The 25,598-nt window shown below is 47.8% G+C and carries 24 protein-coding genes; 15 read left to right on the forward strand and 9 right to left on the reverse strand.

Annotation, left to right across the window (positions count from 1 at the left end):
- Positions 1-24: 24 nt before the first annotated feature.
- The 4 genes from JSU04_04070 to JSU04_04085 all read left to right on the forward strand — a co-directional run bounded on the left by JSU04_04070 (position 25) and on the right by JSU04_04085 (position 4,507).
- Positions 25-903: a hypothetical protein gene (locus JSU04_04070; GenBank protein MBS1969454.1), complete on the forward strand. Its 879-nt coding sequence runs from the start codon at positions 25-27 to the stop codon at positions 901-903.
- A gap of 15 nt (positions 904-918) precedes the next feature.
- Complete coding sequence (locus JSU04_04075) at positions 919-3,345, forward strand: FHA domain-containing protein (protein ID MBS1969455.1); 2,427 nt, start codon at positions 919-921, stop codon at positions 3,343-3,345.
- A 100-nt stretch (positions 3,346-3,445) separates the two neighbouring features.
- Positions 3,446-3,748: a hypothetical protein gene (locus JSU04_04080; protein ID MBS1969456.1), complete on the forward strand. Its 303-nt coding sequence runs from the start codon at positions 3,446-3,448 to the stop codon at positions 3,746-3,748.
- A gap of 48 nt (positions 3,749-3,796) precedes the next feature.
- Entirely contained in the window at positions 3,797-4,507 is a 711-nt protein-coding gene (locus tag JSU04_04085; protein ID MBS1969457.1) for a transporter substrate-binding domain-containing protein, read from the forward strand.
- Here the strand turns inward: JSU04_04085 and JSU04_04090 are convergent.
- From JSU04_04090 to rfaD, 3 genes are read right to left on the reverse strand one after another with little or no spacing between them, the layout of a single operon-like run.
- The gene (locus JSU04_04090) at positions 4,497-5,282 is read right to left on the reverse strand and encodes an RNA methyltransferase (protein MBS1969458.1); all 786 of its coding nucleotides are present in this window, start codon (positions 5,280-5,282) and stop codon (positions 4,497-4,499) included. The two genes, JSU04_04085 and JSU04_04090, sit on opposite strands and share 11 nt — an antisense overlap.
- Positions 5,269-7,005, reverse strand: coding sequence for an aromatic amino acid hydroxylase (locus tag JSU04_04095; protein ID MBS1969459.1), 1,737 nt, complete (start codon positions 7,003-7,005; stop codon positions 5,269-5,271). Before JSU04_04095 ends, JSU04_04090 begins: the two co-directional genes overlap by 14 nt.
- A gap of 12 nt (positions 7,006-7,017) precedes the next feature.
- A complete protein-coding gene (gene rfaD / locus JSU04_04100; protein MBS1969460.1) occupies positions 7,018-7,986 on the reverse strand; it encodes an ADP-glyceromanno-heptose 6-epimerase in 969 nt (322 codons plus the stop codon).
- 166 nt (positions 7,987-8,152) lie between these two features.
- On the opposite strand from rfaD, the gene JSU04_04105 reads away from it, so the two are divergent.
- Together JSU04_04105 and JSU04_04110 are read left to right on the forward strand one after the other, a co-directional pair.
- The gene (locus JSU04_04105; GenBank protein MBS1969461.1) at positions 8,153-9,709 is read left to right on the forward strand and encodes a PDZ domain-containing protein; all 1,557 of its coding nucleotides are present in this window, start codon (positions 8,153-8,155) and stop codon (positions 9,707-9,709) included.
- Entirely contained in the window at positions 9,706-10,347 is a 642-nt protein-coding gene (locus tag JSU04_04110; protein MBS1969462.1) for a serine esterase, read from the forward strand. The genes JSU04_04105 and JSU04_04110 overlap by 4 nt, the downstream gene beginning before the upstream one ends.
- Positions 10,348-10,704: 357 nt before the next feature.
- Here JSU04_04110 and JSU04_04115 read toward each other — a convergent pair whose 3' ends face one another.
- Entirely contained in the window at positions 10,705-10,842 is a 138-nt protein-coding gene (locus JSU04_04115) for a hypothetical protein (protein ID MBS1969463.1), read from the reverse strand.
- A gap of 133 nt (positions 10,843-10,975) precedes the next feature.
- Here JSU04_04115 and JSU04_04120 point away from each other — a divergent pair, with 133 nt between their 5' ends.
- Both JSU04_04120 and JSU04_04125 read left to right on the forward strand, forming a co-directional pair.
- Entirely contained in the window at positions 10,976-11,716 is a 741-nt protein-coding gene (locus JSU04_04120) for a helix-turn-helix transcriptional regulator (protein ID MBS1969464.1), read from the forward strand.
- 63 nt (positions 11,717-11,779) lie between these two features.
- On the forward strand, positions 11,780-12,046 hold the full coding sequence (locus JSU04_04125; GenBank protein MBS1969465.1) for a hypothetical protein: 267 nt from the start codon (positions 11,780-11,782) through the stop codon (positions 12,044-12,046).
- A 2-nt stretch (positions 12,047-12,048) separates the two neighbouring features.
- Here the strand turns inward: JSU04_04125 and lexA are convergent, their stop codons facing one another.
- Complete coding sequence (gene lexA, locus JSU04_04130; GenBank protein MBS1969466.1) at positions 12,049-12,720, reverse strand: transcriptional repressor LexA; 672 nt, start codon at positions 12,718-12,720, stop codon at positions 12,049-12,051.
- A gap of 104 nt (positions 12,721-12,824) precedes the next feature.
- On the reverse strand, positions 12,825-13,082 hold the full coding sequence (locus tag JSU04_04135) for a hypothetical protein (protein ID MBS1969467.1): 258 nt from the start codon (positions 13,080-13,082) through the stop codon (positions 12,825-12,827).
- 181 nt (positions 13,083-13,263) lie between these two features.
- Between JSU04_04135 and JSU04_04140 the strand changes: the two genes are divergently transcribed.
- The gene (locus tag JSU04_04140; protein MBS1969468.1) at positions 13,264-14,157 is read left to right on the forward strand and encodes a DUF2817 domain-containing protein; all 894 of its coding nucleotides are present in this window, start codon (positions 13,264-13,266) and stop codon (positions 14,155-14,157) included.
- Here the strand turns inward: JSU04_04140 and JSU04_04145 are convergent.
- Both JSU04_04145 and JSU04_04150 read right to left on the reverse strand, forming a co-directional pair.
- Positions 14,154-15,113: an aldo/keto reductase family protein gene (locus tag JSU04_04145; protein MBS1969469.1), complete on the reverse strand. Its 960-nt coding sequence runs from the start codon at positions 15,111-15,113 to the stop codon at positions 14,154-14,156. The genes JSU04_04140 and JSU04_04145 overlap by 4 nt on opposite strands.
- A gap of 52 nt (positions 15,114-15,165) precedes the next feature.
- Positions 15,166-15,579 carry an HPF/RaiA family ribosome-associated protein gene (locus JSU04_04150; protein MBS1969470.1) on the reverse strand — a complete coding sequence of 138 codons (414 nt, stop codon included), beginning with the start codon at positions 15,577-15,579 and terminating at the stop codon, positions 15,166-15,168.
- 203 nt (positions 15,580-15,782) lie between these two features.
- Here JSU04_04150 and ung point away from each other — a divergent pair, with 203 nt between their 5' ends.
- From ung to aroC, 6 genes are all read left to right on the forward strand, one after another.
- Positions 15,783-16,472, forward strand: coding sequence for a uracil-DNA glycosylase (gene ung, locus JSU04_04155; GenBank protein MBS1969471.1), 690 nt, complete (start codon positions 15,783-15,785; stop codon positions 16,470-16,472).
- A gap of 87 nt (positions 16,473-16,559) precedes the next feature.
- Entirely contained in the window at positions 16,560-16,961 is a 402-nt protein-coding gene (locus tag JSU04_04160; GenBank protein ID MBS1969472.1) for a hypothetical protein, read from the forward strand.
- A gap of 9 nt (positions 16,962-16,970) precedes the next feature.
- Positions 16,971-18,038 (forward strand): hypothetical protein, encoded by a 1,068-nt coding sequence (locus JSU04_04165; GenBank protein MBS1969473.1) that lies wholly within the window; start codon positions 16,971-16,973, stop codon positions 18,036-18,038.
- 1 nt (position 18,039) lies between these two features.
- A complete protein-coding gene (locus tag JSU04_04170; GenBank protein ID MBS1969474.1) occupies positions 18,040-19,215 on the forward strand; it encodes a 3-phosphoshikimate 1-carboxyvinyltransferase in 1,176 nt (391 codons plus the stop codon).
- The gene (locus JSU04_04175; protein MBS1969475.1) at positions 19,212-21,017 is read left to right on the forward strand and encodes a shikimate synthase; all 1,806 of its coding nucleotides are present in this window, start codon (positions 19,212-19,214) and stop codon (positions 21,015-21,017) included. Before JSU04_04170 ends, JSU04_04175 begins: the two co-directional genes overlap by 4 nt.
- Positions 21,014-22,030, forward strand: coding sequence for a chorismate synthase (aroC, locus tag JSU04_04180; GenBank protein MBS1969476.1), 1,017 nt, complete (start codon positions 21,014-21,016; stop codon positions 22,028-22,030). Before JSU04_04175 ends, aroC begins: the two co-directional genes overlap by 4 nt.
- A gap of 58 nt (positions 22,031-22,088) precedes the next feature.
- On the opposite strand, the gene JSU04_04185 is transcribed toward aroC, so the two are convergent.
- On the reverse strand, positions 22,089-25,598 hold a 3,510-nt coding region (locus JSU04_04185), incomplete at its 5' end, for a hypothetical protein (GenBank protein MBS1969477.1).

The raw sequence follows: 25,598 nt of genomic DNA on the forward strand, positions 1-25,598 counted from the left end.
TTTATATTATGTCTGCCATATGTAATGGCGAGCGTCTTCGTTGTCGGCGTTTTCTTCCGCGCTATGGTCTACTATACGGTTCGCCGTCATGAGTGGTTCGCGCGCGAGTTCGAAAAACGTGTGAATCGTTTCATGGAGACTGAAACTCCAGGAAAAGTCCACGATGTTTCTTTCTATGTTCTTTCTAAAAGAATGCTTGAAAGAACCTACTATGAAGTCTTCGAGATCCGCGATCGCATGAAGCGCAGAAAGCCAGATGCGGTGATGAGCTGGAGTGATCGCCTGTTCCTCATTAAGCAAGGTTGCGCTTGGTTGGTGAAAGATATCTTGAAACAAGTGAAGTTCTTGAAATGGACTGAAGAGACGCCAAAATTGTTGAACATTACGAAAGCAACGTTCCACCACAATCCTTGCTTTAACCGTGTGTTCGGCATCATCCCAATGCAGGGTTTGAATGACATTATCTCTATCTTGCCGGGTCTTTTCGTTGTTGCCGGTATCCTGGGTACGTTCATCGGTATCGCGACAGGTCTTGGTGACTTGGGCGGTATGAATCTTCAGGACTTGGAAGCAACTAAGAACATCATGGATAAATTCCTCCATGAGATTTCTTTTGCGATGAAATCTTCGATCGTGGGTATCGTGTTCTCTCTTGCGACTCATATTTTGAATACTATGATGTCGCCAGAAAGAGCTTACGTTTCTATGATCGACCGTTTTGAAAGCTCTATGGATCTTCTATGGTATCGTAGTGATAACAATACTTATCCTTCTGATGAGCGTCCATTCGACGAACACAAGGATGCAGTAGAAGCTCTTGCTGAAGATGCCTTGAATAAGGAGATCAGCAAAGGCCAAAGAACACGTGAGATGCTTGAGGTGCGTAAGCCAAAAGCTTCGTAATTGGGAAACTAAGAGATGTTAAAGACGTTCTGCAAATATACAGTCACGGTCCATCGCAAGGACCAAGTAATGACCAAGGTCGTGAACGAAGATTCGTTCACGATTGGTCGTTCTATGGACTGTACGATTGCGTTGCAGGAAGACAGCATCAGCCGTGTGCACATTGTCGTGCACCGCCGCCAGGAGCATATCTGGATCGAGGACAAAGGGTCTTCGAATGGTACTTTCGTCAATAACGTCCGTATTGCTCAAAACAGCCTTGTTAATGTCGTAGCGAATGACCGCATTCGTGTAGGGAAGTCCGACTACGTTTTAAGTATTGCTCTTGAAATTGAAGAGCGCGATGAAAATGCAGCTCCGGCGGGAAATGCTGATGCTACGGAGCTTTTGAAAGCTCCAGCGGCTCCGCAACAAAAAGCGCAGCAGCCTTCATCTGCGTTTAACCCGGCGGCCTTTCAGCCGATTCTGATGCCGAAAGACAAAGATAAGACAGCAGCGCCCCAAGCACAGCGTCCTTCTCAGGCAAATAATCAGAACGGCGTGGCTCAAAATCCGCAGGAAACTCCAAAAGCAGAAGTGCGCCGCGAGATTCGCTCAACACCGGTGCGTGAAGAGAATCAAGCAAATAACTACAGCAGCAATCCGGCGCAATTTGAAGGTGAAAAAATCCTTCATGATGCCCATAAGAAAGCGGCGCAAATTATCTATGAAGGTGAAGTACAGGCTGAAAAGCGTGCGCAAAGCATTTATATGGAGGCCCGCGAGCGACAGTCGCAGGCGGACTCTTACTATCAAAAGAAAGTTTCTGAAGCCCATAGACACGCTGATGAAATCATCGTGAATTTCCAAAAACAAGGCGAAGAGCTGCTGGTTCAAGCTCGTCAGTTTGCTCAGGAAATGCGTGACGAAGTGGATGTGTTCTCGCGTAAGCTTCGTGATGAGGCCCGTGTTGAAGCTGACGCTATTACTGAGGAAGCCCGCAAAGAGGCGGATCTCATTAAGCACGACGCCTATGAAAAAGCTCTGACAAAAGCCGAAATCGAAGCAGAAGACCTTGTTGTCAGCGCCAAGGCTGAATCTCAGGATATTTTGACGTCTGCTCAACAGCAGGCGGAAGACATGCTCGCAAAAGTTCGTAGCGAGATGGAAAACGAGCTTAAAGATCTTATTGAAGCTATCGATGATAAGAAGAAGCAGATCCAGCATTTCAAAAAAGAGATGGAAGAGCTGCAAGTAAAAGCTCTCGGCGATCAAGAGGAAGCAGAAATCAGCCTGGCTGAAGTCAAAGAAGAGCATGAGAAGTTCAAAGTCGAAGTCGAAGCAATGCAAAGAACATTGGGAGCTTCTCGTATTGAGGATGAAGCTCTGCAAGAAAAGATTCGTGACCAGAAAAAAGCGGCTGCTGATCTTGAACACCAAATCGGTGTTCTATATGGCGACAGCAAGACTCTGGAAAGAAAGAACAAAGAGTTGCAGGATTTGATCGGGCATAAAACTCTCGATATCCAAGCAGCTGAAGATCAGAAACGTATCATGGAAAATGAGCTTGTGGTTCATAAGTCTCAGATCAAAGAGCGTTTGGAGCGAGACAAAACACAGCTGATTAAAGAGTCCGAGCAAAGTCTGCATGATGCGCAGCTTGAAATGAGCAAGCGCCTGCAGAAGCTTGAGCAAGAGATGCTCGAAGAAATCATGGGCCGTAAAGAGTCCATCGTAAAAGATATTATCGTTGTCATCGAAACCCGTATCGCGAAGGTTCTTGAGCCGGCGAAGTGGGACCAAGTTTCAAGCCAAATCTTTGATGGGATTTCAGAGACCCTCGAAGGGAAGGCTGTGTCCTTTACCGAGAGCACGAAACAGCCTAAACAATCCGCTTCTTTGGCAAGAAAGAAGAAGAAGGAAAACATCCGCTGGATGTCCGTGGGTATTACTGCGGGTATCATGGTGTCTATTCTCGGTTTGCAAACCTACAATCGTGTGACGTCGGATAAAAATCCGATGCGTACGCTCGCTGCAGAAGAAAGCCGCCGTCGTCAGGAAGATCTTGAGAAGCGTAAGTTTAATCCGCCTCAGGTTCGTGACGTGAAAGATACTTATACAGACGCAGTTATCTATACTGCGGGTTATGTGGCTGCATACCAGGATCCCGATTATCAGCAAAAGCTTTACAAAGCTGCCTCGACGTACTTGTTGAAAACATGGCGCGTGGATGAGGACAAGTCCATTCAGGTTCTGTCGATGTCGAGCGCTTTGATTAAAGAGTTGAACGACAAAAAGCAAAATATCCATCCGGACTACGTCAAAGATGGCGTGCAGAAGATGCGTAATCTCGAAAAGGAAAGTCTTGAACGTATGAAAGTCGTTCTGGGTTCTGAAGTTCGCCTTGAGTCTTATCGCCGTTTCGAAAAGCGGTTCTTCGAGACTGAGATCCTCAAGAAATAGTCCACATTGTACAATCCCTGAACATCACTGTCTTTTTTTCAAGGGCTACTCAAGTCGCGCCTGTTTTCTGGTATAAGGTTCGCTCTTAAGGAGAAACCCGATGAAAAAATTGATGGCTGTAGTGTTGTTATTTGCGTTGCCTGTTTATGCGAATCGTTTGAGTGAAGCGATGATTATGCACGAAGATGCGGTCCTGGAAGTGGCTACAGCTCAAGGCTCGAGCGTTGGGGAAATGTCGACACCTCAGTTTTCAACTGTGACGGGAAACAATCATTTTTCTCTTGTGAGCAATGTTGAGTTCATAAAAAAGTCCACAGGTACAATCACTAAGAAAACTTGCACCTCTCAGTTCGAAAAAACAGGTGAGCGCAGTTTCGAAATCACCGCGACGGAGTGCCTCTAAAAAATTAATTGAAGTGATCTTATCCGTTTTGTTTGGCACAAGTATGTAATGAGGTTTTTATTTATAATCATTATCTGCTTTGTGCCTTTTTTCGTTTCGGCGAAAGAGAAAGTCATCTTTGTCACTCACCCCATCCCACTGATGGTGGAGAGTGAGAATAAAGGCGTCTTTATCGACCTCATTCACAAATTCTTCGAGAAAACCGACGTCGAAGTTGAAATCATGTTATTGCCGCGCAATCGTGCCTTTGATTATTTCCGTAATAAAAAAGCTCTCATTCTGTTTCCCGGCGTAGGGCCGGAGCCGCTCGGCGATACTTATTTGAAAACTGTGAACTTCTATGAAAAGCGCGACTACTTGTTTTATCGCAAAGGAGATCACTATTCATCCATGCAATCCTTAAAAGGGAAAATCGTGGGAATTACAAATGCATATCCTTACGCCCAAGAAATTCTTGAAACCAAAGGCGTGCATTTTGAGACTGCACCGAGTGACGAAATAAATTTCACTAAGCTCGGAAAGAAACGCATCGATGCGTTTCTCGTTGAAGAGTTCTCGGGGTTGTCAGCGCTGAAGAGTAGCGGTGCTCAAGGAATCGTTTACGATAAAGAAAAGCCACTTTCGAAGCTCCCAGTATACATGGCGGTCCGTGACTGTGAAGAGGGAAAGAAGTGGTATCGTTTTTTGAACGAAAAGCTCAAAGAAATGAATAAGAACGCACCCCTGATGGATGTGGTGCGTGCCCAGTTTAACCCTTAAGCTTTTTGCGCATTTCATTGTATTCTTCGAGTTTGCGGATGCTTTGTTGCAAGACCGTCTCGAGAATCACAAGTTCTTTTTTGGTCGGAGTATTTTGCATCAGCATGCGGCGAAGAACTGTGTAAACGTTGATGCGCTTCTTTGATAGATCAAAACCCATTTCTAGAAGCCATCTCTTTAATGTCTGATCAGGATTAATGCCTTCAATTCCTTGAGTGGCGCGGCGGTCTTCGTCTGATCCTTCAAGCTTCGTGCGGTTGCCGCCCCAAGCTTTGCGCAAAGAGAACATCGCAAGCAAGGTGGCTTGAGCAAGGTTCAAACTCCAGTTTTCGCCCCAAGTCGGAAGAGACGCGCAGAAGTTTGCCATTTCAAGATCGTCGGCGCTGAGGCCCCAGTCTTCAGGGCCGAAAACCAAGTGCACAACATAAGGAACATCGCTGGTCACTTGAAACTGCGGCGACTTTTCGCGGATGTCCTGAAGGACGTCATCGATATCGCGTACTTGGCGGCCACGGCCGTCACGCGCGGTGAAACAGATCTTAATGCTTTCAGGCTCTTTCGCGAGGAATTCATCCCAGTTGGCGTAGGTTGTACGGTTTTGCAAACCGGTTTGGCCGGTGGCGGCCGTTTGCTGGGCTTCGTAAGTCAGTTCGCACTTGGGATCGACGAGAATGAGCTTTTCAAATCCCATATTGCTCATCGCACGCGAGGTCGCGCCGACATTGCGTTCATAGATCGTGCGCACAAGCACGATGCGAACTTCAAAGCTGCGCATGTGTCAAACCGTCCTTGATCATGGAAGTGAGTTTCTGGTCTTGAGCAAGCATTTCAAGGTCGCCATGGAGTTTCTTTTCCAACGCAGCCCCTTTGGCACGATTCGAAACTAGTTCAAAGGCCTCAAGCTTCAACAGCCAATCGTGTTTGAACTTCTGATCGTGAGTTTCAATCACGGGAGCCAGGGCTTTTTCGAGCTCTGCACCTTGAAGATTCTTTTCGCGGATCTCACGCACTTTTGCGTACTGAGAGTGATAGAGCTTTTCTTCGTCAGAGTATGTACGTTGTGGCACGCGAGCCGCAACAAAGTCATCGGTTTCACCATAGGCCTCACGGTCCGCAGCTCCGCCAAAGACGGAAGTGACTGTGCAACCGATCGCCATATCGAAGGTCCCCCATGAAGGATCAAATAAGACGCGATCACCAAGAGTCGCCTTTGCATCAGTCAATGAAAGCAAAACGGTTTTGCGATCTTGCTCAAAGCGGCCGTTGAAAGTGCCGGTGACATGAACGCCGCTGGTGAATTCAAGATCCATTTTTTTGCCCGGAGCTGCATTGAGCTGATCCCACTGGCTGTCAGACAAATCAGAAGGACAGATGCTTGGGAATTTTTTAAGTTTACCGACAGGCGTGCCAAAGCCGTGCGCGTGATAGTCAGGTCCTTGGCCATGCAGCTGCTCATCTTTGAACGAGAGCTGTGAAGGACCTTGGAAGCGCAAGTAAGCGACTTCTTGTGACGGATGCGGAGGCGTTATCACTTCCACGACCACGCCCGAGATCTGAATGCCGGAGTTTAATTCTACGGTGTTTACAGATTCTGCACGAATGGCTTTTTGCACGCTCTCGATACCGCCTTTACGGAAGGCCATTTGATCGGCCATTTCGTTTAAGACTTTCACGAGAGTTTTAAAATCAGGAGTCACAAAAAGCTGCGGTTGTGGTTCCGTGATGTCGTAGCCCTGCTTAATGCAATCCACACTCAGAGGAATTTTCTTCACTTTATCGCTGAGGCACCACTTCGCTTCGCCGACACTTGAAAGCAATCCAGCACCAAAGATCTTTGGCTGCTTCATATCGCCGATCAAGCCATACTCCGCAGTCCACCAGTTCATGCGGCCGAGTTCCGCCGCTTCCGAGATGTGTGAGATGCTTTTTGAAACGCGTTCAAGCTTTTCTTCAGCCGCTTTGATTTGTTCAGGCGTTGAAGACGGATTTTCTTTAATATCCGAAAGCTCGCGAATGGCTTCGTACATGTTGATATCTTCTTTGCTGATCAATGCCTTACGCGAAATCTGTGCGTACTGGCGAAGGTAATCAGCAAATTCAGGATTCGCTAAGATCGGCGCGTGTCCTGCAGCTTCATGAACAATGTCCGGAGCCGGCGTGTACAGCAAATGATCGAGAGTGCGCATATCAGACGCAATCGGCAAAACACCGAGGGATTGAAGCTCCATAAAAGCGGCGGGTGGAATAAAACCACTGACAGGAATTGCGCGCCAGCCGAATTTTTGGATTTTTGCGCTGATGTCTTCAATGCGCGGGATCTTTTCGATTTCAATTCCGGTCTTCGCAAGGCCCTCAACGTAGGATTCGTGCGCGTGAACAGACAAGTAGGCTTTCAGCTGACGAAGGATGTAACGCCAAGACGCCTGCTCGACAGGCGTGTACTTAGCGTAGTTCTGTTCAACAACATATTTGCGAAGGTGCTTCGGAAGAGATTCCATCTAAATCAGTCCTTACAACCAAGGATCTGACTTGGTGAGATAGTTTTTCACGTAGTCATCCACAGCTTTTTCCAGAGGCCATTTTGAAGGACTCATTCCTGCCTTCGCCCATTTATCGGTTTTTGCTTCTGTGTAGTACTGATACTGACCGCGGACGTTTTCAGGCATTTCGATCCAGTTGATTTTCAGAGTCTTACCCATCGCTGCAAACACAGAGTTCGCAAGATCAAGCCATGTGCGGGATTTACCAAAACCCATGTTGTAAACGCCGTTAGCCGGCTTTTTCTCCATGAGTTCCCACATCCAGCCGGTGACGTCTTTCACGTAAACGAAGTCACGCATAAATTCGCCGTCTTTGTAGTTTGGATTTGCGGACTTGAATAAGCCAAACGCGCCAGTGTCTCTGATCTGATTGTAAGCTTTGAACGCCACGCTCGACATAAAGTCTTTGTGATACTCGTTCGGGCCAAACACGTTAAAGAATTTCAAACCATACCAGTGTGGTGGAGTTTGAGTTTGCTTCACCGCCCAGCGATCAAACAAAACTTTTGATTCGCCATAGAGGTTCAAAGGTTTTAGCAGCTCCGAGTCGGTCGTATCATCAAAGCCCAGTTCGCCGGCACCGTAAGTAGCGGCAGAGCTCGCGTAGATGAGATCTTTTTTGAACTTCGTGCACCACTCAAAAATTCTTTGAGTGTAGTAGGTGTTGTTTTCCCACAGGAACTCTTTGTTGGTTTCTGTCGTCGAAGAGCATGCACCCATGTGGATGATCCAAGTGACTTTCTCTTGGGCCTCTTTCGTGTCCAAGAAAGGCCAGAGCTCATCTTTACCGAGGAATTTAGAGTATTTTCTGTGTTTGAGAACGTTGCGGGTTTTGAGGTCCACAGAGTCCACGCAGACGATATCGGTCATGCCCTTTTGATTGAGCTCCCATACCATCACGCTGCCAATAAAGCCGTTTGCACCAGTTACGATAATCATAGCCACAATGTAGATAATTCACGTCGTAAACTCAAGGTGCAAAGCTCCTAGTCAGCACTGAATTTTCTCTAAAAAACCGGCGCCAGGACCTCATAAAATGCAATAGAAGCCTGTTTTGCCAGGCACGAGGGTTGCTATTTTCCACCCTCAGCGGAGGGCGCTTTACGTGCTAAAAAGACCGAGACTCATAGTTTCTGCTTTGCTGATCGTAGCCATGGGGGCTTTTATAGCCTTTGGCAAGGCACAGAAACTTTCCAAGGTAAAAACAGCGGATGAATACTGGGCCGAGACGGGCTTGGGATCCCAGACGCTCGAGGAGTTATTGCAAGAGGGGTCTTGCAGCAGCTCTGAGCGCTATTTCTACGCGTGTGTGAATGCTGTGCAGTCGGTCGCACAGAAGTATGGTTTCGACCTTTCTACAGATGGGCGCCTCGTGCCTACGTCGAAAACCACCAGCCAAGCGATCTCTGAAAAAGAGCTCCTGGCGCCTTGGAAAGTTTATCTTTCTTCTCAAGCACAGATTCCAAATTTTCCGTTCATGAAGGTTTGGAAAGAGCTCGTGAATGACCATATCGAAGCGGAAAAACTGAGTGCGGCGGTGGGCCTTGGTATGAATGGCTTTTTGTCCGTTTTCCGTGATCCGCACACATACTTGATGCCGGCAAAGATGTACAACGAGGTGGTTGCCAAGGCGAATCCGCGCAGCCTTTCTATTGGCGTGGTGATCGGCCGTTCTGACAAGCAGTACTTCATTAAAAAAGTGATCGAGAATTCTTCTTCGTTTATCGCGGGCCTTCGCAAAGGCGACGTTCTTCTTTCTATCGATGGCAAGAAGGCGCAAGTGATGTCGATGCAAGAACTCAGTGACTCTCTTCGTGGAGAAGAGGGCAGCACACTTCGTTTGTCGGTTCTGCGCCATGGGGATTTGAAAATGATCAACGTCTTGCGCACGCAGCAGACGTTGCCGACGGTGAGCTATCAAGTGCTTGAGGGGATCAAGCCTGTTGGCGTGCTCACGATCAATAAGTTTGCAATCGATGCTTGTACTGAAGTGAAAGGCGCTCTTCAGCACCTCAAACAGCAAGGCATTCGTGGCTTGCTGCTGGATCTTCGTGATAATCCAGGTGGTCAGATGGATGAAGCGGCTTGCGTGACAGGCTTGTTCGTCGGTCTTGGCAAAAAGGTTTTCCAAATTAAGCCGATTGTTCCTGATGTTGAGGAAGAAACAGCATACAGCGAACAAGAGCAAGAGTATGACGGCTCTATGGCCGTATTGATTAACTCAGGCTCGGCAAGTGCAGCTGAAATCGTTGCCGGTGCTTTGCAAGATTATCATCGCGCCATCTTGGTGGGTGAGCGTAGTTTTGGTAAAGGCTCATTCCAAGAAGGTGAAATCTGGTCGAAGAACAGTGAGATCGCCATCTTCGAAACCAAGGGTTTCTATTACCTGCCGTCAGGTCGTACGCCGCAAATGGTGGGCCTAGAGCCTGACGTGAAAGTGAATTTCAAAGACAGTTTTGCTCTTCGTGAACAAGATCAGTTTTGGTATCCACTCATGGCGCCGAATGCGATTTCGACAATCGGTGTTGCCGCGGATTTACAGCCGGATCTTGCAACTTGTATCAGCTTTGACAGTGACTTCTTGTCTCCGGACGATCCTGAAATCAAAGAAGCGCATAGAGTTCTCAGTTGCCGTGGAATTGCTGAACGAGGGGAAAGATGATTTACACAGACCTCTTCAAGTTCAAATTCATTCCAGCTCGTAAACCGTCTGAGAAATTGATGATCGTATTGCATGGAAAAGGCGACAGCATTCGCCCATTCCGCAATTTCGATGACGAGATGGACGTGCCTGAGATGAACTATCTTTTGCTGAATGCACCAAAGAAGTTCCTCGATGGTTACTCTTGGTACGGCGATCCTCCGTATGAGCGCGAAGGCGTTCTTAAGGTTCGCGAAAAGGTTTTGCAGCTTCTTGTTCAGCTCGAAATGCAGGGCTGGAAAAGCGAAAATATTTTCCTTTTTGGTTTTTCTCAGGGCTGTTTAATTAGTGCTGATATTGGTTTGAATTATCCGAAACGTCTTGGCGGTATCGTGGGTGTCAGTGGCTATTTCCACTTCTATCCACGCTGGCGCCAGCAACTGGCGTCGGATTCACTGAAAACCCCATGGGTGTTCACGCACGGCCGTCAGGACGATTTGCTCAAGATTGATGAAACCAAGCACGGAGTTGAAAAGCTCCGCGACGCCGGCTTTGATGTCGATTGGATCGAGCTGGATAAAGAGCATGTCCTTACCGACGAAGAAATGCCAATGATCCGCAAATGGGTTCGCGACCAGCTTCGCGGCCTTTCGAAATAAGCAAGCGCGCCGATTTGTAGCACGCTCGCCCAGTCGCCGGTTGTGCGACGGCCATCCGTCCGTGAGAACGGGGCCAGACGACCATCGTGGTCGTCTGGGAATGAATACCTAAGACAAGTACTCGATTTGATGTCTTCAGCAGGGACCCATTTCTGCAAATGGTATATTATACGAATGGGTCGTCTATTATACCATTCGTAGAGAAGGACCTTTTGTATCAAAGTACAAAATAAAATCGAAGGGCTTTCCCAAGACACAGAAACCTGACGGCCTGGACGGCCGGCAGGAAGCGGGGTTCGGGGCAGGCGCACCGATTATCAGGATGTAGGAAGACCGGCAGAGCCAGTACTAACCTACTTAACCCGCTTTATTAAACCGATAATAAGGATCTGTACGAACGTTTTCCATTTGTCGCTCGTAGGCGACCTGTTCCCGGAAATAGAAGAATCCGGGATTTTGAGTTCTGAAGCGGAAAAGATTTAATAAGAATCTCATCGGGGACCTCCTTCTGCTTTGTTTACTTTCGGCGGAATGGTGCTATAATTCAATACCAGGTAGGGAAGTGCTATTGGGCGATACTGCCGCCTTATAAGGCGAAACTTTGCAGCTCTTCCTTAAGGAGAGTCCTGTGTCTCAGATTGATCAGTTTCTGGCCGCGCTCAAACGAGCTTTAAAGAATAAACAGTGGAACTACAAGCAAGTCGCAGAAGCCCTGCACGTCAGCGAATCCAGCGTGAAGCGGTTGCTGAGTAATAAAAAAATCAGTCTCGATCGCATCGAAAAAATCTGTGATGCCACGGGAATTAGTTTTGCCGATGTCTGCAAGCTCGCCGAGTGGCAGGATGAAGACCCTTATATCGTTCTTTCTTTTGAACAAGAGAAAATTCTTTCTGAGAATCCACGGTTGCTTCATTATTTTACTTTACTCACTGAGGGCTATAAGCCGCAAAAGATTGAAAAAGAATTTCAAATCTTGCCCGCTGAGAGTAAGAAGTTTTTATTTACTCTCGATAAGTGCAATCTGATTGAGCTTCATCCCAAAGACAAAGTGAAGCTCATTAAAAACGGCCTTTTTCGTTTCCGTCGCGACGGCCCTGTGGGAAAAGTTGTGTTTCAACAGCTCAAAGAGAGTTTCTTGTTTTCTGATTTCAAAGCAAACGATGAGTTCATTCGTTTCGGAATGCGCAAGCTGAGTCCGGCGGCTCTGGCGAAGCTGAAGGTGAAGATTGAAAAGATCTATCTTGAGCTTGAAGAAGAAGCCAACTACGAGCTGCAGATGGAAAGCACTGACAAAGAATACGGCGTTCTCTTTGCTTATCGTCCTTGGCAGTATTCTATTATGAATGTCCTCAAGAAAAGAACGGGTTAGGATAGACTCAGAATTCTGAAAAGAGCTCCCATATAGGTGCCAACACCTCACTAGGAGTTTTTTATGATCACTCTTTTATTGATGACAGGCCTTATGGGACCAATGGTTTTCGCTGCCGACAATCCACCCAGCGGACCGAGTGCACCGACTCATAGCGCTGGTATGCCAGGTTCTGCACAGGCGCAGCTGGATATGATGAAAAAAGATGTCATGGATAAGTGCATGGCGGTGAAGAAAAATGAAGGCACTTGCAAAGATATGATGAAATCGTGCGGTGATACAAAACTGCAATCATGTATGAATGAAAAACTGAATATGATGAAGAAATGAGCTTAGAATTTTCTAAGCAAGCCGACGAGAATGCCCTGAATATTCACCTCCAACGGTGAATACCACATGGATTGAAGTTTCTCGTTGGCCGGGCGGAGTTCGATCATGAGCTCATCATGGCTTCCGCGCGGAGGCGTCCGGAGGAAGAAGCGTTTCACAGTCGCTTCGTTCTCGATTGTTGCGACAACGAGGTCACCGTTAGAAGCGTTATTCTGTTGCTGCACCAAAATGGTGTCACCATCCAAAATGCCTTCGTTAATCATTGAATCGCCCTGCACTCGCAGGGCGAACGTCTTATTTGGATTCCGAACCATATGATTCGGCACTTGCACATATTCATCGTGCTTTAAAGATTCAATCGGGGCCCCGGCTGCGACTTTGCCGAGGAGAGGAAGAGACAGGACCTCCTCCGTGCTTTGGAGGAGCGATTGAGGAGAAGGTCCTGTCGATGTGACTACCTGAATAGCCCGTTTCTGATTGGCGTGGTTCTTTACATATCCCTTGCGTGTCAGTTGCTTCAGGTAATTTTGGACCGAGTTAAACGACGCGAATCCAAAATGATCCCTAATCTCCTGATACGACGGAGAAATTCCAGAACTCTTTTGAAAGCTTTCGACGAATTCGAGGAAGGCTTTCTCTTTCGCTGTAAGGGGGAGGGGCGAATTATCAATCATAAACTTACATATGAATTACATATGTAAATGATGTGTAAGTCAAAAAGGATTTTTGCTGGTCTAGGAAAATAGCGCGGGGCTTAATGACAGCCCCGGATGTGGAATTATTCGATGTCGTTTACGGGGCAGTTATCATGCCCTGCTTTGCAATCAGCAACTGAAGGCTTGGCGACTTTCAGTTTGTTGAGGTCCACCTTTTCGGGGGCGCCCACTGAACTGATCACGCGTTTTTGGGGAAGCATTTCCCGCGACGCAAGTTCGCTTTGTGCAACCGGTAAGAAGGTGCAATTTTGGTAGAGTAGAATTGCTACTGGGTTGATGACCAGTAGGGCCACGAAACTAAACCCGCCCCGCTCGAGCATGAAGTCCTCCTCAATAGAACTTTGTTATCTCTCTATTCTACGGAAGAAGTGGTCCAGGACCTTAGTCCGAAATCGAAAGTTCTCATTCTGAGACAAAGAAAAGTTCTTAACCAGGGAAATCTCGCCTTGAGAGTGCGCAAAGGACTGGCAATAATAATAAAAGCGACTTAAAAAGGATTTTATGAAAACTGCTGCTGTCTTAGTTTTGAGCGTGATTCTGAATTCGCAAGCATTTGCGACGGACTTCACGGATCTACCGAAAAAGTGCATGGAAGCTCTCAAAGCTTTCCCTGGTAAAAGAGACGATGCGCTTTTGCAGAAAGCTTGCGAGAAAGTGCAAATCGATGAAGGTTGCACGAGCGTAGAGGGCCGTCCCATTTTTCACTACGATAAAATGGCATCTAATGCTGACGCAAAGAAGGTCTTAGTATTCAGTCTTATCCATGGCGATGAAACGCATGCAGGGACTGTAGGGCGCTATTGGATGGAACGCCTGGAGTCCTTTGATCCGCGCAATTCTTGGCGAGTGGTGCCTGTCTTGAATCCAGACGGTGTTCAAGCCAAGACTCGTACCAACGCAAACAATATCGATTTGAATCGTAATTTCCCAACAAAAGATTGGGACACTCAAGCAAAGACCTATTGGCAGAAATCGACAAAGTCGAATCCGCGCCGCAATCCTGGCGATCATGCGGGGAGCGAGATTGAAACAAAGTGTGCAATGAAACATCTTGAGGAGTTCAAACCGGATTTTATCGTATCGGTTCACACGCCGCTAAAAGTTTTGGACTTCGATGGACCGAAAGTAACATTCCCGAAGTACGATTATCTTCCGTGGAGATCTTTGGGGCATTTCCCAGGCAGCTTGGGAAGATACATGTGGTTTGAGCGTCAGACGCCGGTGTTGACGACAGAGCTGCGTGAAGATTTACCTTCGACTTTGCAGCCTCTTGAAAAGCTGCAAGACGTGATCGGGACTCTGGTAAAACTTGAGATCAAACCAAAGCGGGCAGATGCTCAAGAGCCGGCGAAGATCGTAAAGACCTTTGCGCCGACTGAGACTCCGAACAACTAGTATCTAAATAACTTTTTTAATTCCTTATCAACATCGCTGGTGATTTTGACGTTGAGGGCTCCGAGATTCTCTTGGAGCTGCTCGGTGCGAGTCGCGCCTAAGATCACACTGCTCATGCCTGGCTGTGCATTCAACCAAGCGAGTGCCAGTTGAGTCCGAGAACAACTGAGGTCGTCGGCGATTTTCTTCATCGCCTTCACGCGCTCAATATTTTCCGGAGTGTATATGGAATCTTTGAGCCATTCCATTTGTGACAGGCGGCCTTCTTTGATGCCGTTATCGTATTTGCCAGTCAGAAGACCCGAGGCGAGGGGACTCCATGTTACGAGGCCCATGCCGAGCTTCGTTGCGATCGGTTGAACGTCCATTTCGAATTTCTCGCGTGCAATCAAACTGTATTGAGGTTGTTCAACCTGTGGTTTGTAGTAACCATACTTTTCGCAAATTTCATAGGCTTCACCGAGTTGCTCGCTCGTCCATTCGCTGGTGCCCCAGTAAATGATCTTGCCTTGATGAACGAGATCGTCCATCGCCCGAATGGTTTCTTCGAGCGGAGTTTCTTCGTCATATCTGTGGCAGAAATAAATGTCCAAGTAATCTGTACCGATGCGCTTGAGGGATTTGTTGATCGACTCATTGATATGCTTGCGCGAAAGACCTTTGTCATTGATGTCATCACTCATCGGCCAAAAAACTTTGCTGGTGATGATCAACTCATGGCGAGGGAAGTCTTTAAGAACTGCGCCCATAGCCTTTTCGGATTCACCCTTGGCATAAACATCGGCGATGTCGAAAAAGTTAATGCCGGCGTCGTAGGCGGCGTGAATAATCTGATTGATCGTGTTGTTGTCTTTGACTGAGCCGCCGTAGGTTGTCCAACCGCCGAGGCCGTAAGTGCTGACTTTGGTTCCGCAGCGACCGAGGCTGCGATAGGGCATGTGAGAGTTTGTGGGCATAAAAAAACCTGATACCTTTCGTCGTTGATGACTGAAAGATATCAGGTGAAGACTAGTGAATCATTGTATTCTGCAGAGCGTGGTGAATCTCCATGTTGCGCTCTTGCTGCGTAACAATTCTGTCTTGGATCGCAATCAGCTTTTGCAGCAGAGAATCTTTGGCCAGGCGTATCGCTGTGTAGATGTCCTTGTCGACACCTTCCGCCGCGATCTTCGCATCGCCTTCCTTGAGAGTGATCGAAATCCTGTAATGAGATTTCAAGTCCTCTTCATCAAATTCTTTGCCGTCCGCTTCATATTGGAGCGCCAGCTTCATAGGATCCTTCGCGATCACAGCCACGACAGTCTGCGGAGTGACATAGGGCTCGAACTCCGAGATCATTTGATAAATATACGATTTTACTTCGGGACTATCTTCGATCGCGACTTCGATCAGCTCAATTCCGGGGTTCAGAAGGTCAGACATAGATCCTCCTATTCCGTTACATACTTGTTTCTTATATTGTAACAATGAGTCGCGAAACTGTCAGGTCAAGCTCTGGGGAAATAAAAAATATATTTGAATTGGAATATATTTGTTTTAAAATCCCGACCTTAGACTTGTTTAGAGGATGTTAGTCTCGATTTGAGACTTGTAAAAACTGCCGGAAATCCGCGCTGGGAGCGACTTTGAGCGAAACAACGACGACACCGAAATTAGAGCAATCTTGGCTGAAGTATCTACAACCAGAGTTTGAAAAAGAGTACATGAAAGGGTTGCGAAAATTTCTTCTCGCGCAGAAGCAAGCGCAAAAAGTTATATTCCCAAAAGGCGAAGAGTATTTTGCTGCTCTGAATCTGACTCCTCTCGACAAAGTGAAAGTTGTGATTATCGGCCAGGATCCTTATCACGGGCCGGGTCAGGCGCATGGGCTGAGCTTCTCGGTGCGTAAAGGCGTTCGCTTTCCTCCGTCGCTTCAGAATATTTTTAAAGAACTTCACGATGATGTCGGCGTGGCAATGCCTAAAAGTGGTGATCTCACGCACTGGGCTGAGCAAGGTGTGCTGCTTTTGAATGCAGTGCTCACGGTTGAACAAGGGCAGGCTGCCGCTCATCAGGGCAAGGGCTGGGAGCAGTTTACAGATCAGGTGATTGCGGCACTGAGTAAGAATCGCGAACACGTTGTCTACTTGCTGTGGGGAAGTTACGCGCAGAAGAAGGCTGCGTTCGTGGATCGCTCTAAGAACTTGGTGCTTGAGTCGCCACATCCATCACCGCTCTCTGCGTATCGTGGATTTTTTGGCTCCAAACCATTCTCGAAAATTAATAAATATCTACGTGACCATAACATCAAAGAAATAGACTGGTCTTTGCCGTAAAGCCCTAGACATCACTTAGAAACTCACGGAAAATGGACTTCGCAATTAACAAGGAGTCCATTCATGAAAATCTTTAAATTTCTTTTTGTGCTAGGGTTGATTGGTTCTGTTGTGTATGCAACAGATAAAGGCGAAGAAGTAAAACAAAAAGCTTCTGAGACCGTTCAGGCTGCGGGCGAATACACGAAAGAACAAAAAGAAGAAGTTCAGAAAGCTCTGAGCGAAAAGATGCAGAAAGTCTCTGATGAGATCGCGGATCTTAAGAAAGACGCATCAACAGCGACTGGTCACGCCAAAGATGAACTCGACAAGCAAGTAAAAGCTCTCGAAAAAAAACAGGCAAAACTTAAAAAAGATTATGACCGCTTGAAAGAAAGTTCTGGTAAGGCGTGGGATCAGATGAAAGATGGCATGATTAAAGCCATGGATAATATTTCTGATTCTTATAAAAAAGCGAAAAAAGAATTCGAAGACATCAAACACAAGTAGTTCGCTGCCGTGACTCAATTCCAATCTCAATTACATTACGTGAGTCAGTGGCCATCGCCGAAGAAATTCGGCGATGAGGTTTTATTGATCTATGATCGCATCTTCGACCGCCATCCGAAAGTGGCGGGATGGGTGAAGCAATTTCCGGTGCGATATGCTGTGGCTTCGGGAGAAGAGCTTAAAAGCCTTCGTAAATTTCCTCAGCACATGGAGGCGATTCTTGAAAAGACGCACTCCTTTTCATCGCGTAAATTAAAGATCGTCGTTCTTGGCGGCGGCAGTGTTGGAGACTTTGGTGGCTTTGTCGCCAGCATCTACAAGCGCGGTGTTGAACTGGTGCATATTCCGAGCACCTGGTTGTCGGCGATGGATTCCGCTCATGGTGGAAAAACCGCACTGAATGCGCGTGGGGCGAAAAATCAAATCGGTACTTTCTATCCAGCAAAAGATATCTATCTCATCAAGCCCTTGCTTCTCGCACAGCCAGAAGAGCGTGGCTTTGAGGCTCTGGGTGAACTGATCAAGATGGCGCTGCTTTCAGGTGGCAGCTTATTTGCAAAGCTCAATCGCGTGAGTTCGCTGAATGGAGCTACGTTGTGGAAACTTCTTCCCGATGTGGTTCGCGAGAAATACAAAATTGTCGCCAAAGACCCTGAAGAGAAAAAAGGCCTTCGTCATTTATTGAACTTCGGTCACACGATGGGACATGTTGTGGAAGCTCACTACGGCCTTCCGCATGGCGTGGCTGTTTTGGCGGGTTTGCAATTTGCTTTAGAGTGGAGTTACCAAAAGGGTTTCATGAGTCAGAGTGATTACTTGAAGCTTATGCAAGCCAAGTTCTGGAAAAAGGCCGTTCAAGCTAAAAAGAAAAGTATTTGGAAAAATCTCAGCATGATGGCGTTACTCAGCGAGAAACCTCGCAGCTTCATGCACTATCTTGAGCAGGATAAAAAGAAAACGAGTTCAAAAAAATTGCGCTTTGTTTTCTTAAAGAGTCCCGGTAAACCGGTCATCGCCGAAATTCCTTTGGCGGACTTTGTTCCTGAGATTGCGCGACAGCAATCGTTCTGGGGGTAGGGTGAAGGTGTTCAAGTTCCGCGGCCGCATTCCGGCCTCAAAATCCCTGATGAATCGTGCGTTGATTGCTCAGAGCTATGAGCCACGCTTAAAACTCGTCGGGGATTCGAGCTGCGATGACGTTGTTCACATGAAAGCGAGCTTAAAGAAACTTGGAAAGAGCTCGGTGCTTGATTGTGGAGAAGGCGGGACGACCCTGCGTTTCTTGGCGTTTCGCGTATCGCGGATGTCTGGTGAGTTTTTGTTAAAAGGAACTCCGCGCCTGTTAAGTCGTCCGCAAAAAGAGATTCAGCAAATTTTGCGGCAACTCGGTGTTCAAGTGAGTTTTGAAAAGAAAGGCATTCGAATTATTTCGAATGGCTGGAAGGCGCCTGCAAAGGCTCTTGCGGTCAGTGCAAAGGATTCGAGTCAGTTCTTGTCGGCGTTGTTTCTGAATGCCTGGGGCCTTGATTTTGATTTGAAGATCAAGGTTGCGGGATCCATCACTTCGGTGGGCTATTTTGAAATGACCTTGCAGATCCTGAAAGACCTGGGGCTCAAGTATTCTCGCCGTGGGAATGTATATACGATTCCTCGCGGGCAGAAGATCAAGCTTAAGAAGTACTCTGTCGAGTCTGATCTCAGCTCGCTCTTTAGTGTTGCGGCGTTTGCGGCAGTTTCAGGGCAAGCGACTTTTCAGGATTTTCCGGCAAAGAGCCTGCAGCCTGATTTGGCGTTCACCGGCATCTTGAGAAAGATGGGCGTTGGCGAAGCAAAGAAATTAAAGCAGCTTTCTGTAAAGTCTCCGCGGAAGTTAAAACCCGTAAAAGCTAATTTGCAGAATTCTCCGGATTTGTTTCCGGTGCTAGCGGTGCTTTGTAGTTTTGCTGAAGGAAGATCCGTTTTGTACGGAGCGCCTCAATTGGCGTTTAAAGAATCCAATCGCATTCAGAAAACCGCAGAGCTCTTAAAAAAAGCCGGTGTCTCTGTTAAAAAACGTAAAGACGGCATGGAAATCTTAGGCCGCGGGACGGTTGTGCGGGCAAAGCGTTTCCGCTTTGATCCTGATAAAGACCATCGCCTGGCTTTTGCTGCGGCTTTGTTAAAATATTTCGGCGAAGATATTCAGATCCTCGATCCCGATGTTGTTCGTAAAAGTTTTCCTGAATTTTGGAAGTATGTAGGAGTTCGTCCATGATCAATGTGATTATTGGCCAGAGAGGCGTCGGTAAGACCCAGCTACTCAAGCGCATTCATCGCTACACCGAGTCCTCGAAAGTGCCTTGTTTTGATCTCGATCAAGAAATCGAGAAGCGCGCAAAGAAAACGATCCGTGAGATCTTCGAAAAAGAGGGCGAGCCCGCTTTCCGTGACCTTGAGAAACAGATCTTTCATGAAATCATTCTTTCTCAGCCAAACTGCTGGATTGCCGTCGGCGGCGGTTTTCCCGTTGGCGTGATTCCTGACCATGCCCGCGTGCTTTGGGTGCAAAGAGCGACTGATCACGCCGGTCGGGTATTTTTGGATCGCCCGCGTTTGGAAAGTGATTTGCCGCCACTCGAAGAGTATGAGAAGCGTGCGAAGGCGCGAGAGTTCCAGTTCCGTAACGTCTACGATCAGATTTACATGATGCCGGAAGGCCTCACCGAAGTTGATACGATGGAAGAAGAGATTCTTGTTCAGCATAAGAAGGCTCTTGCTGGCGGCGTGACGATCTTGCCTGAGGTTTTCTTAAAGAAAAATCGTTGGCATGGATTTATTGAAAATTACGCCAATCATGGTGTTGAGTTCTTTGAAATGCGCGACGATCTTTTAAACCATGATCAAGTGCAAACTTGCTTGGGCTCTTTATTCTCTGAAAAATTTATTTTCTCTTTCCGTACAGGTAAAACTGAGAATTACCCGCAAGGCAGTCAGATTGCATACTACGACTGGGCCGTAGAACTCGGTGAAATGCCACAGCCCGTGCGTTTCTTAAAACAGCGACTCATTATTTCTTTGCATGAGCGCATCGAGGGCGAATCTCTTGAAGAGGCGATTTCGCGTTTGAATGATCAAACTGGTAAGTGCGTTCATTTGAAGCTCGCTCCTATTGTTGAAAACTATGACGATCTGTTATTGGGTTACCTATGGCAGCAAGCGGATCCACAGAACCGTAGCTTCTTACCACGATCAGCAAATGGCCGCTGGGCTTGGTTCCGTTTGTGGATGAAGGGGCGTCAACTCCTCAATTTCTGGCGCGAAGGCGACGGCAGTGCTGCCGATCAGCCGACGGTTTATGAATGGCTCAGTGTTCACTTTATTAAAACTCAGTTCGCGGCGGTTCTGGGTAAGCCGGTCAAACAAAGCTGGACGCCGATGGAGCAGAAGGCCTTTTTTGAAGAGCGCAATGAGCCTGTCTTCCGTATCGAGGTTGACCAGCGTGAATGGGAGTCGGCTTTGCGCACTCTCTCCGTGTTGGGGCTCAAGCAAGCGGCGGTGACATCGCCGTTAAAAGAAGAAGCTTTCCATAGCAGTAAAGAAAAAACCGGAGAGGCCGAGCTTCTGCGCTCGGTGAATACGCTCTACTACAATTCAGATCAAAAGCGTTGGGCGGGTCACAATACAGATTTTGCCGGATTCCAGGAATTGGCTGAGGGTATTGATGATAAGACCACGGTCGTTCTTTGGGGCGGCGGTGGGACGCTAAATATGATGAAGAAAGTGTTGCCGCAGTCGTATTGTTTTTCTGCAACTCGTGGCGAGGTTCGTGAAGAAGATCTGTCACGCTGGAATAACGACATCATGCCTGAAGTTTTAGTTTGGGCAGCGCCGAGAAAAGGCGATATGAAATGGCCGAACCCTGAGTGGAAGCCAAAGCTAGTTATTGATTTAAATTATACCGACGATTCTGCGGGCCGCGAATATGCCCAAAGAGTCGGAGCGGAATATCGTTCGGGCGTGAAGATGTTCCGGACGCAAGCCCAACATCAACGAGAATTTTGGGAGGTTCAACCATGAGTGCAAGTTCCTTCGGATCCAGATTTGTCATCACAACCTTCGGTGAATCCCACGGCACAGCTTTGGGAGTCGTGATCGACGGCTGCCCGGCGGGACTGAAATTCGACGAAGCGCTCTTAGTGAAAGAACTTGAGCGCCGCAGACCAGGCGGAGCTTTGGTATCGCAACGTCAAGAAGGCGATGTGCCTGAAGTGCTGAGTGGCGTGTTTGAAGGTAAAACCATCGGCACTCCGATTGCGATCATGGTTCGCAACAAGGATCAAAAATCTCAAGACTACGATCAAATTAAAAATTCTCCGCGTGCAGGTCATGCGGATGATGTGTGGCAGATGAAGTTCGGTCATCGCGATCATCGCGGTGGTGGTAGATCTTCGGGCCGCGAAACGGTGGCGCGTGTGATGGCAGGGGCTGTCGCGCAAATGCTGTGCAAACAGCTCGCTCCGGGCTTACAGATCAAAGCGTACTCGGGCCAAGTGGGCAGTTACGCACTTTCTGAAGCAGAACGTTCTCAGGTATGGACTCATGACATTGATAGTTTCACAGCAAGATTCCCATCGGCTCAGCATGAGAAGGTGAAAGAGCTTTTAACTCTGGCGCAGTCTCAAGGTGAAAGCTACGGAGGGACGGCAGAGATTCGCATTAAAGGCGCGCCGGGCGGCTTAGGGCAGCCCGTGTTCCATAAGCTGAAGGCCGACTTAGCACAGGCTTATATGAGCGTCGGAGCGACTTCGGGCGTAGAGCTTGGCGCGGGCAGTGAAGCGCCGAACGAGAAGGGCACAGCCTTCCATTCATCGTCTCAGTCTGAGAATTACGGCGGCATCCGTGGCGGCATCTCCACGGGTGAAGAGATGTTGCTGAAGGTGCACTTCAAGCCAACGTCTTCGATTCTCGATGTGGCGAAGAAGGGGAGACACGATCCTTACATCGTGACGCGCGCGATTCCGGTGCTGGAATCGATGACTTGGTTGGTGCTCGTGGATCATCTTCTGTGGATGAAGAGTGATCGGGTCTAAAATATAAAAGGCGAGTCTTTGGGGACTCGCCTTCCGAAGTGCAACGATCGAATTATAACTACTGAGCCGTACCGAATCCAGGGATCCAAGATACATACACACGAGCACCAATTTTTACGAACGTATAGACAGTATGCGAAGAGGCTGTACGTGCCGCATTCGTCGGTGCAAACGAAGTATCTGAGAATGTAGCACCGCCACCATCATTGAAAGTACATTTCGTCGCACTACCGCCAGTCACAACAAGGGTATAACTACCACCAGATTGCATATTGTTCAGCTGGATTACCGCCGCGCAGTCATATGAAGTGGTCTGTACGTTACCTTTATTGAAGTCGATCGTGTTCGTAGCACTAGCATAACCACCGGCATAGATTTGACCACCACCTGTAGTTGTAGTACCGCCTGAACCAGCTTTAATATTACCATTACCAGCATCGAATGCAGTCGAGCCAGAAGCGATACTGCTAGTCACAGTCGAAGAGAATGTCTTAGCACCAGAGATTGTCTGAGTAGATGACTTATCAACGATACCAGCTGTATCAGCAGTTCCTGAAGCCCAAGCAGTTGTCGAAGATCCGTAGAGGATATTATTTGCAGTGCCAGGAGTCAGCTCAACTGCAATACCTGAAGCATTACCAACCCAGATACTACCGTTTGTAAGAGCTGCTTTATTGGCAATACTTGGAGCATTAGAAACCCAAGTGAAATTACCGGAGCTATCTACCTGCAAGAACTGATTACCAGTAGGAGCCGCTGCTGGCCACTTCAATCCATAAGTAGAAGAAGAAGTCTGAGCAGAGAGAGTCACTGTTCCTGTATTTGTCAGGGCAAGACCGCTCATAGTACCGATACTAGAACCGTCAAGACTCAAGATTTTATTCGCAACGCCAGTCGTTGTTTTATTCAAAGTAACTGAACCCGCATTCGTGATAGAAGAGATATCACCACCAAGCGAAACCGCGGCAGCAGCACCAGAAGCATTACCCACCCAAACTTGAGTAGAAGGAAGTGCAGAGCTCATTTTGCTGTTGAACGCCGCATAGTCTGTATTGCTGATAAGACCCGCAGTCACTGAACCCGAAGCCGAAGCCATTGGGATGTTCAACGTGTGAGTCGCAGTTGCAGATGAGAACGCTGGAGAGTTTCCAGAAGTTCCGATTGCAAATGTCTGAGAAGCCGCCGTCAAACCATTGAGCGTTGTGATAGAAGCACCAGCTGAAGCAAGAGCATTCCAGCCAGAACCATTATTGAACTCAACAACGTTTGAAGTTGTATTGTAACGGATCAAGCCGGCTGCATTCGAAGGACGGGTAGCATCCAAACCAGATGGCAGACGTACTGCATCTGTTCTAGAGCCCATATCCAGAGTATACCCTGGAGCCGCGGTGCCGATGCCGACATAGCCTGAAGGAAGCATGGAGAAATTATTCGCCCACGCGCTCCCATTCCAATACGAAATTCCAAAATTATTCTGTTGGCCAGTATAAGCGTTGCCCTTGCCATTTATTTGCCAGCCTTTGTTTCCGGCATTTCCAAGAACATTACCATTGGACAAAGTGACAAGGTTAATATCTGCTTCATCCGTCGCGGACGTACCAGGAGTGACAACTTGCAGGTGAATGGAGTTTGCTGCAATATCTAGTGCTGCCTTTGGATTGGCTGTCCCAATACCGACGTTACCACCAAGAGGATTCAGAGCAATAGGCCATGCTGTTCCGTCGTTGGTGGATCTTTTAGACTGTAGATAGACGCTTGGCGCACCAGTGGCTTCACCGATCTGCAATTGTAGATCGCCGCCATTGTCTATCGTCATAGCTCCGCCGTCAGCCGACAGACTTGGAGTGATAGGCCCGCTGACTCCTTTGACGGTAAATATTGTTCCTGGCGTTGTAGTGCCGACACCGACATAACCAGCTGAAGTGACTGTCATGCGTGTTGAGCCACCCGTTTTAATACCTAAGTTATAATTGTCATTCAAACCGATCGTCGCATTACCAGTAAAGCTGTTACCGCCGTTCACATAACCTGCGGTTGAGGATGCAGGAGTATAACCAAGAGCTGTAGTAACGTCACCGGAAGCAAGAGCGCCACCCGAAGTTACACGACCTTGAGCATCCGTCACAACTTTCCAGTAAGTACCAGCTGTGCCAACTGATTTAAGAGTCACAACACCAGCATTAGTGATAGAGGCTACGTCACCGCCAAGAGAAACCGCGGCAGCAGCACCAGAAGCATTACCCACCCAAACTTGAGTAGAAGGAAGTGCAGAGCTCATTTTGCTGTTGAACGCCGCATAGTCTGTATTGCTGAGCAAACCGGCTGTTACTGAACCCGAAGCCGAAGCCATTGGGATATTCAACGTATGAGTTGAGCCCGCGAATGACCAAGCTGGAGCGTTACCAGAAGTACCAGGAGTCGCAAATGTTTGAGAAGAACCTGTCAAACCATTGAGTGAAGTAATGCCAGCGCCGGCAGCCGCAAAGGCCGTCCAAGAAGTGCCATTACAATACTCGACGTTACCAGCGTTATAGCGAATCGCACCGGCAATACCCGCAGCACAAGATGTCGCATCAGTGCCAACACGTACGGACCCGTTAACATCAAGTTTTGTAGCTGGAGACGATGTCCCGATACCTACGCTGCCACTGACCGCGAGTCCGTTAGCCGGTCCTACCGCGAATGTGCCAGTGTTCGCATAGGTGCCGACCGTCATTCCCCCATTTGTATTGATACTTAGTTGGGGAGTTCCGTTATTAACGAAAAACCCAAAGTTACTATTAGTTATTGTACCAAACTGCATCTGGTCGGTCCCAAGTTCATAGAGATACATCGACGCCTTGACAGTCCCTGCCGAGTTAGAAATGGCGAAGATATTCTTAGCATCCGGCCCAGTGACCGCTAAGCTATGTGGCCCTAAAGTGTCAGTGAAATCGGTCGAGGAACCGATGAGAGTTTGACCTGAAACGATCAACCCATTGCTCGGAGCAGCGTTTGTGCCTGCATAGCTACCAATAGCCACGCCACCATTGACGTCGAGCTTATTCAGCGGCGATGTAGTCCCGACACCAACGTTACCGGTGTTATCGATCGTCATTCTCGTAGAGCCGGCAGTTTTAATACCAAGGTTGTAGTTATCATTCAAACCAATCGTGGCATTACCCGCAAATGTGTTACCGCCGTTCACGTAGCCCGCATTCGCTGAAGCTGGAGTATAACCAAGAGCCGTCGTTACATCACCAGAAGCAAGAGCAGAACCCGAAGTCACGCGGCCTTGAGCATCTGTGATTACTTTCCAGTAGGTACCAGCTGTTCCAGTTGATTTCAAAGAGAGGAGGCCGGCGTTAGAAATTGTAGCATCCCCTGACATCGCCACTTCCACAGCGACGTTGCCAGAGTTTCCGAGCCACATTTTACCGTTCGTCAGTGAAGCCGCATTATTTACGTTTGCAGCGTTAGAAACCCATGAAAGAACGCCAGTGCCGTTATTTTGCAAAATCGTATTAGCGCCACCTTGAGCATTTGGCAGAGTCAATACGTAGTTCGTAAAGGCCCCTGAAGTTTGTAA

The sequence above is a fragment of the Bdellovibrionales bacterium genome, from assembly GCA_018266295.1.
Classification (GTDB): domain Bacteria; phylum Bdellovibrionota; class Bdellovibrionia; order Bdellovibrionales; family Bdellovibrionaceae; genus JACMRP01.

What these genes read in the sequence shown, in the direction of transcription:
- JSU04_04110 (MBS1969462.1), top strand. Translation starts at nt 9,706, where the DNA reads ATGATTTACACAGACCTCTTCAAGTTCAAATTCATTCCAGCTCGTAAA.
- JSU04_04125 (MBS1969465.1), top strand. Translation starts at nt 11,780, where the DNA reads ATGATCACTCTTTTATTGATGACAGGCCTTATGGGACCAATGGTTTTC.
- aroC (MBS1969476.1), top strand. Translation starts at nt 21,014, where the DNA reads ATGAGTGCAAGTTCCTTCGGATCCAGATTTGTCATCACAACCTTCGGT.
- rfaD (MBS1969460.1), bottom strand. Translation starts at nt 7,986, where the DNA reads ATGATTATCGTAACTGGTGCAAACGGCTTTATTGGCAGCGTGATGGTA.
- lexA (MBS1969466.1), bottom strand. Translation starts at nt 12,720, where the DNA reads ATGATTGATAATTCGCCCCTCCCCCTTACAGCGAAAGAGAAAGCCTTC.
- JSU04_04115 (MBS1969463.1), bottom strand. Translation starts at nt 10,842, where the DNA reads ATGAGATTCTTATTAAATCTTTTCCGCTTCAGAACTCAAAATCCCGGA.
- JSU04_04145 (MBS1969469.1), bottom strand. Translation starts at nt 15,113, where the DNA reads ATGCCCACAAACTCTCACATGCCCTATCGCAGCCTCGGTCGCTGCGGA.
- JSU04_04070 (MBS1969454.1), top strand. Translation starts at nt 25, where the DNA reads ATGGCGAGCGTCTTCGTTGTCGGCGTTTTCTTCCGCGCTATGGTCTAC.
- JSU04_04175 (MBS1969475.1), top strand. Translation starts at nt 19,212, where the DNA reads ATGATCAATGTGATTATTGGCCAGAGAGGCGTCGGTAAGACCCAGCTA.
- JSU04_04075 (MBS1969455.1), top strand. Translation starts at nt 919, where the DNA reads ATGTTAAAGACGTTCTGCAAATATACAGTCACGGTCCATCGCAAGGAC.
- JSU04_04150 (MBS1969470.1), bottom strand. Translation starts at nt 15,579, where the DNA reads ATGTCTGACCTTCTGAACCCCGGAATTGAGCTGATCGAAGTCGCGATC.
- JSU04_04080 (MBS1969456.1), top strand. Translation starts at nt 3,446, where the DNA reads ATGAAAAAATTGATGGCTGTAGTGTTGTTATTTGCGTTGCCTGTTTAT.
- JSU04_04085 (MBS1969457.1), top strand. Translation starts at nt 3,797, where the DNA reads ATGAGGTTTTTATTTATAATCATTATCTGCTTTGTGCCTTTTTTCGTT.
- JSU04_04135 (MBS1969467.1), bottom strand. Translation starts at nt 13,082, where the DNA reads ATGCTCGAGCGGGGCGGGTTTAGTTTCGTGGCCCTACTGGTCATCAAC.
- JSU04_04095 (MBS1969459.1), bottom strand. Translation starts at nt 7,005, where the DNA reads ATGGAATCTCTTCCGAAGCACCTTCGCAAATATGTTGTTGAACAGAAC.
- JSU04_04140 (MBS1969468.1), top strand. Translation starts at nt 13,264, where the DNA reads ATGAAAACTGCTGCTGTCTTAGTTTTGAGCGTGATTCTGAATTCGCAA.
- JSU04_04090 (MBS1969458.1), bottom strand. Translation starts at nt 5,282, where the DNA reads ATGCGCAGCTTTGAAGTTCGCATCGTGCTTGTGCGCACGATCTATGAA.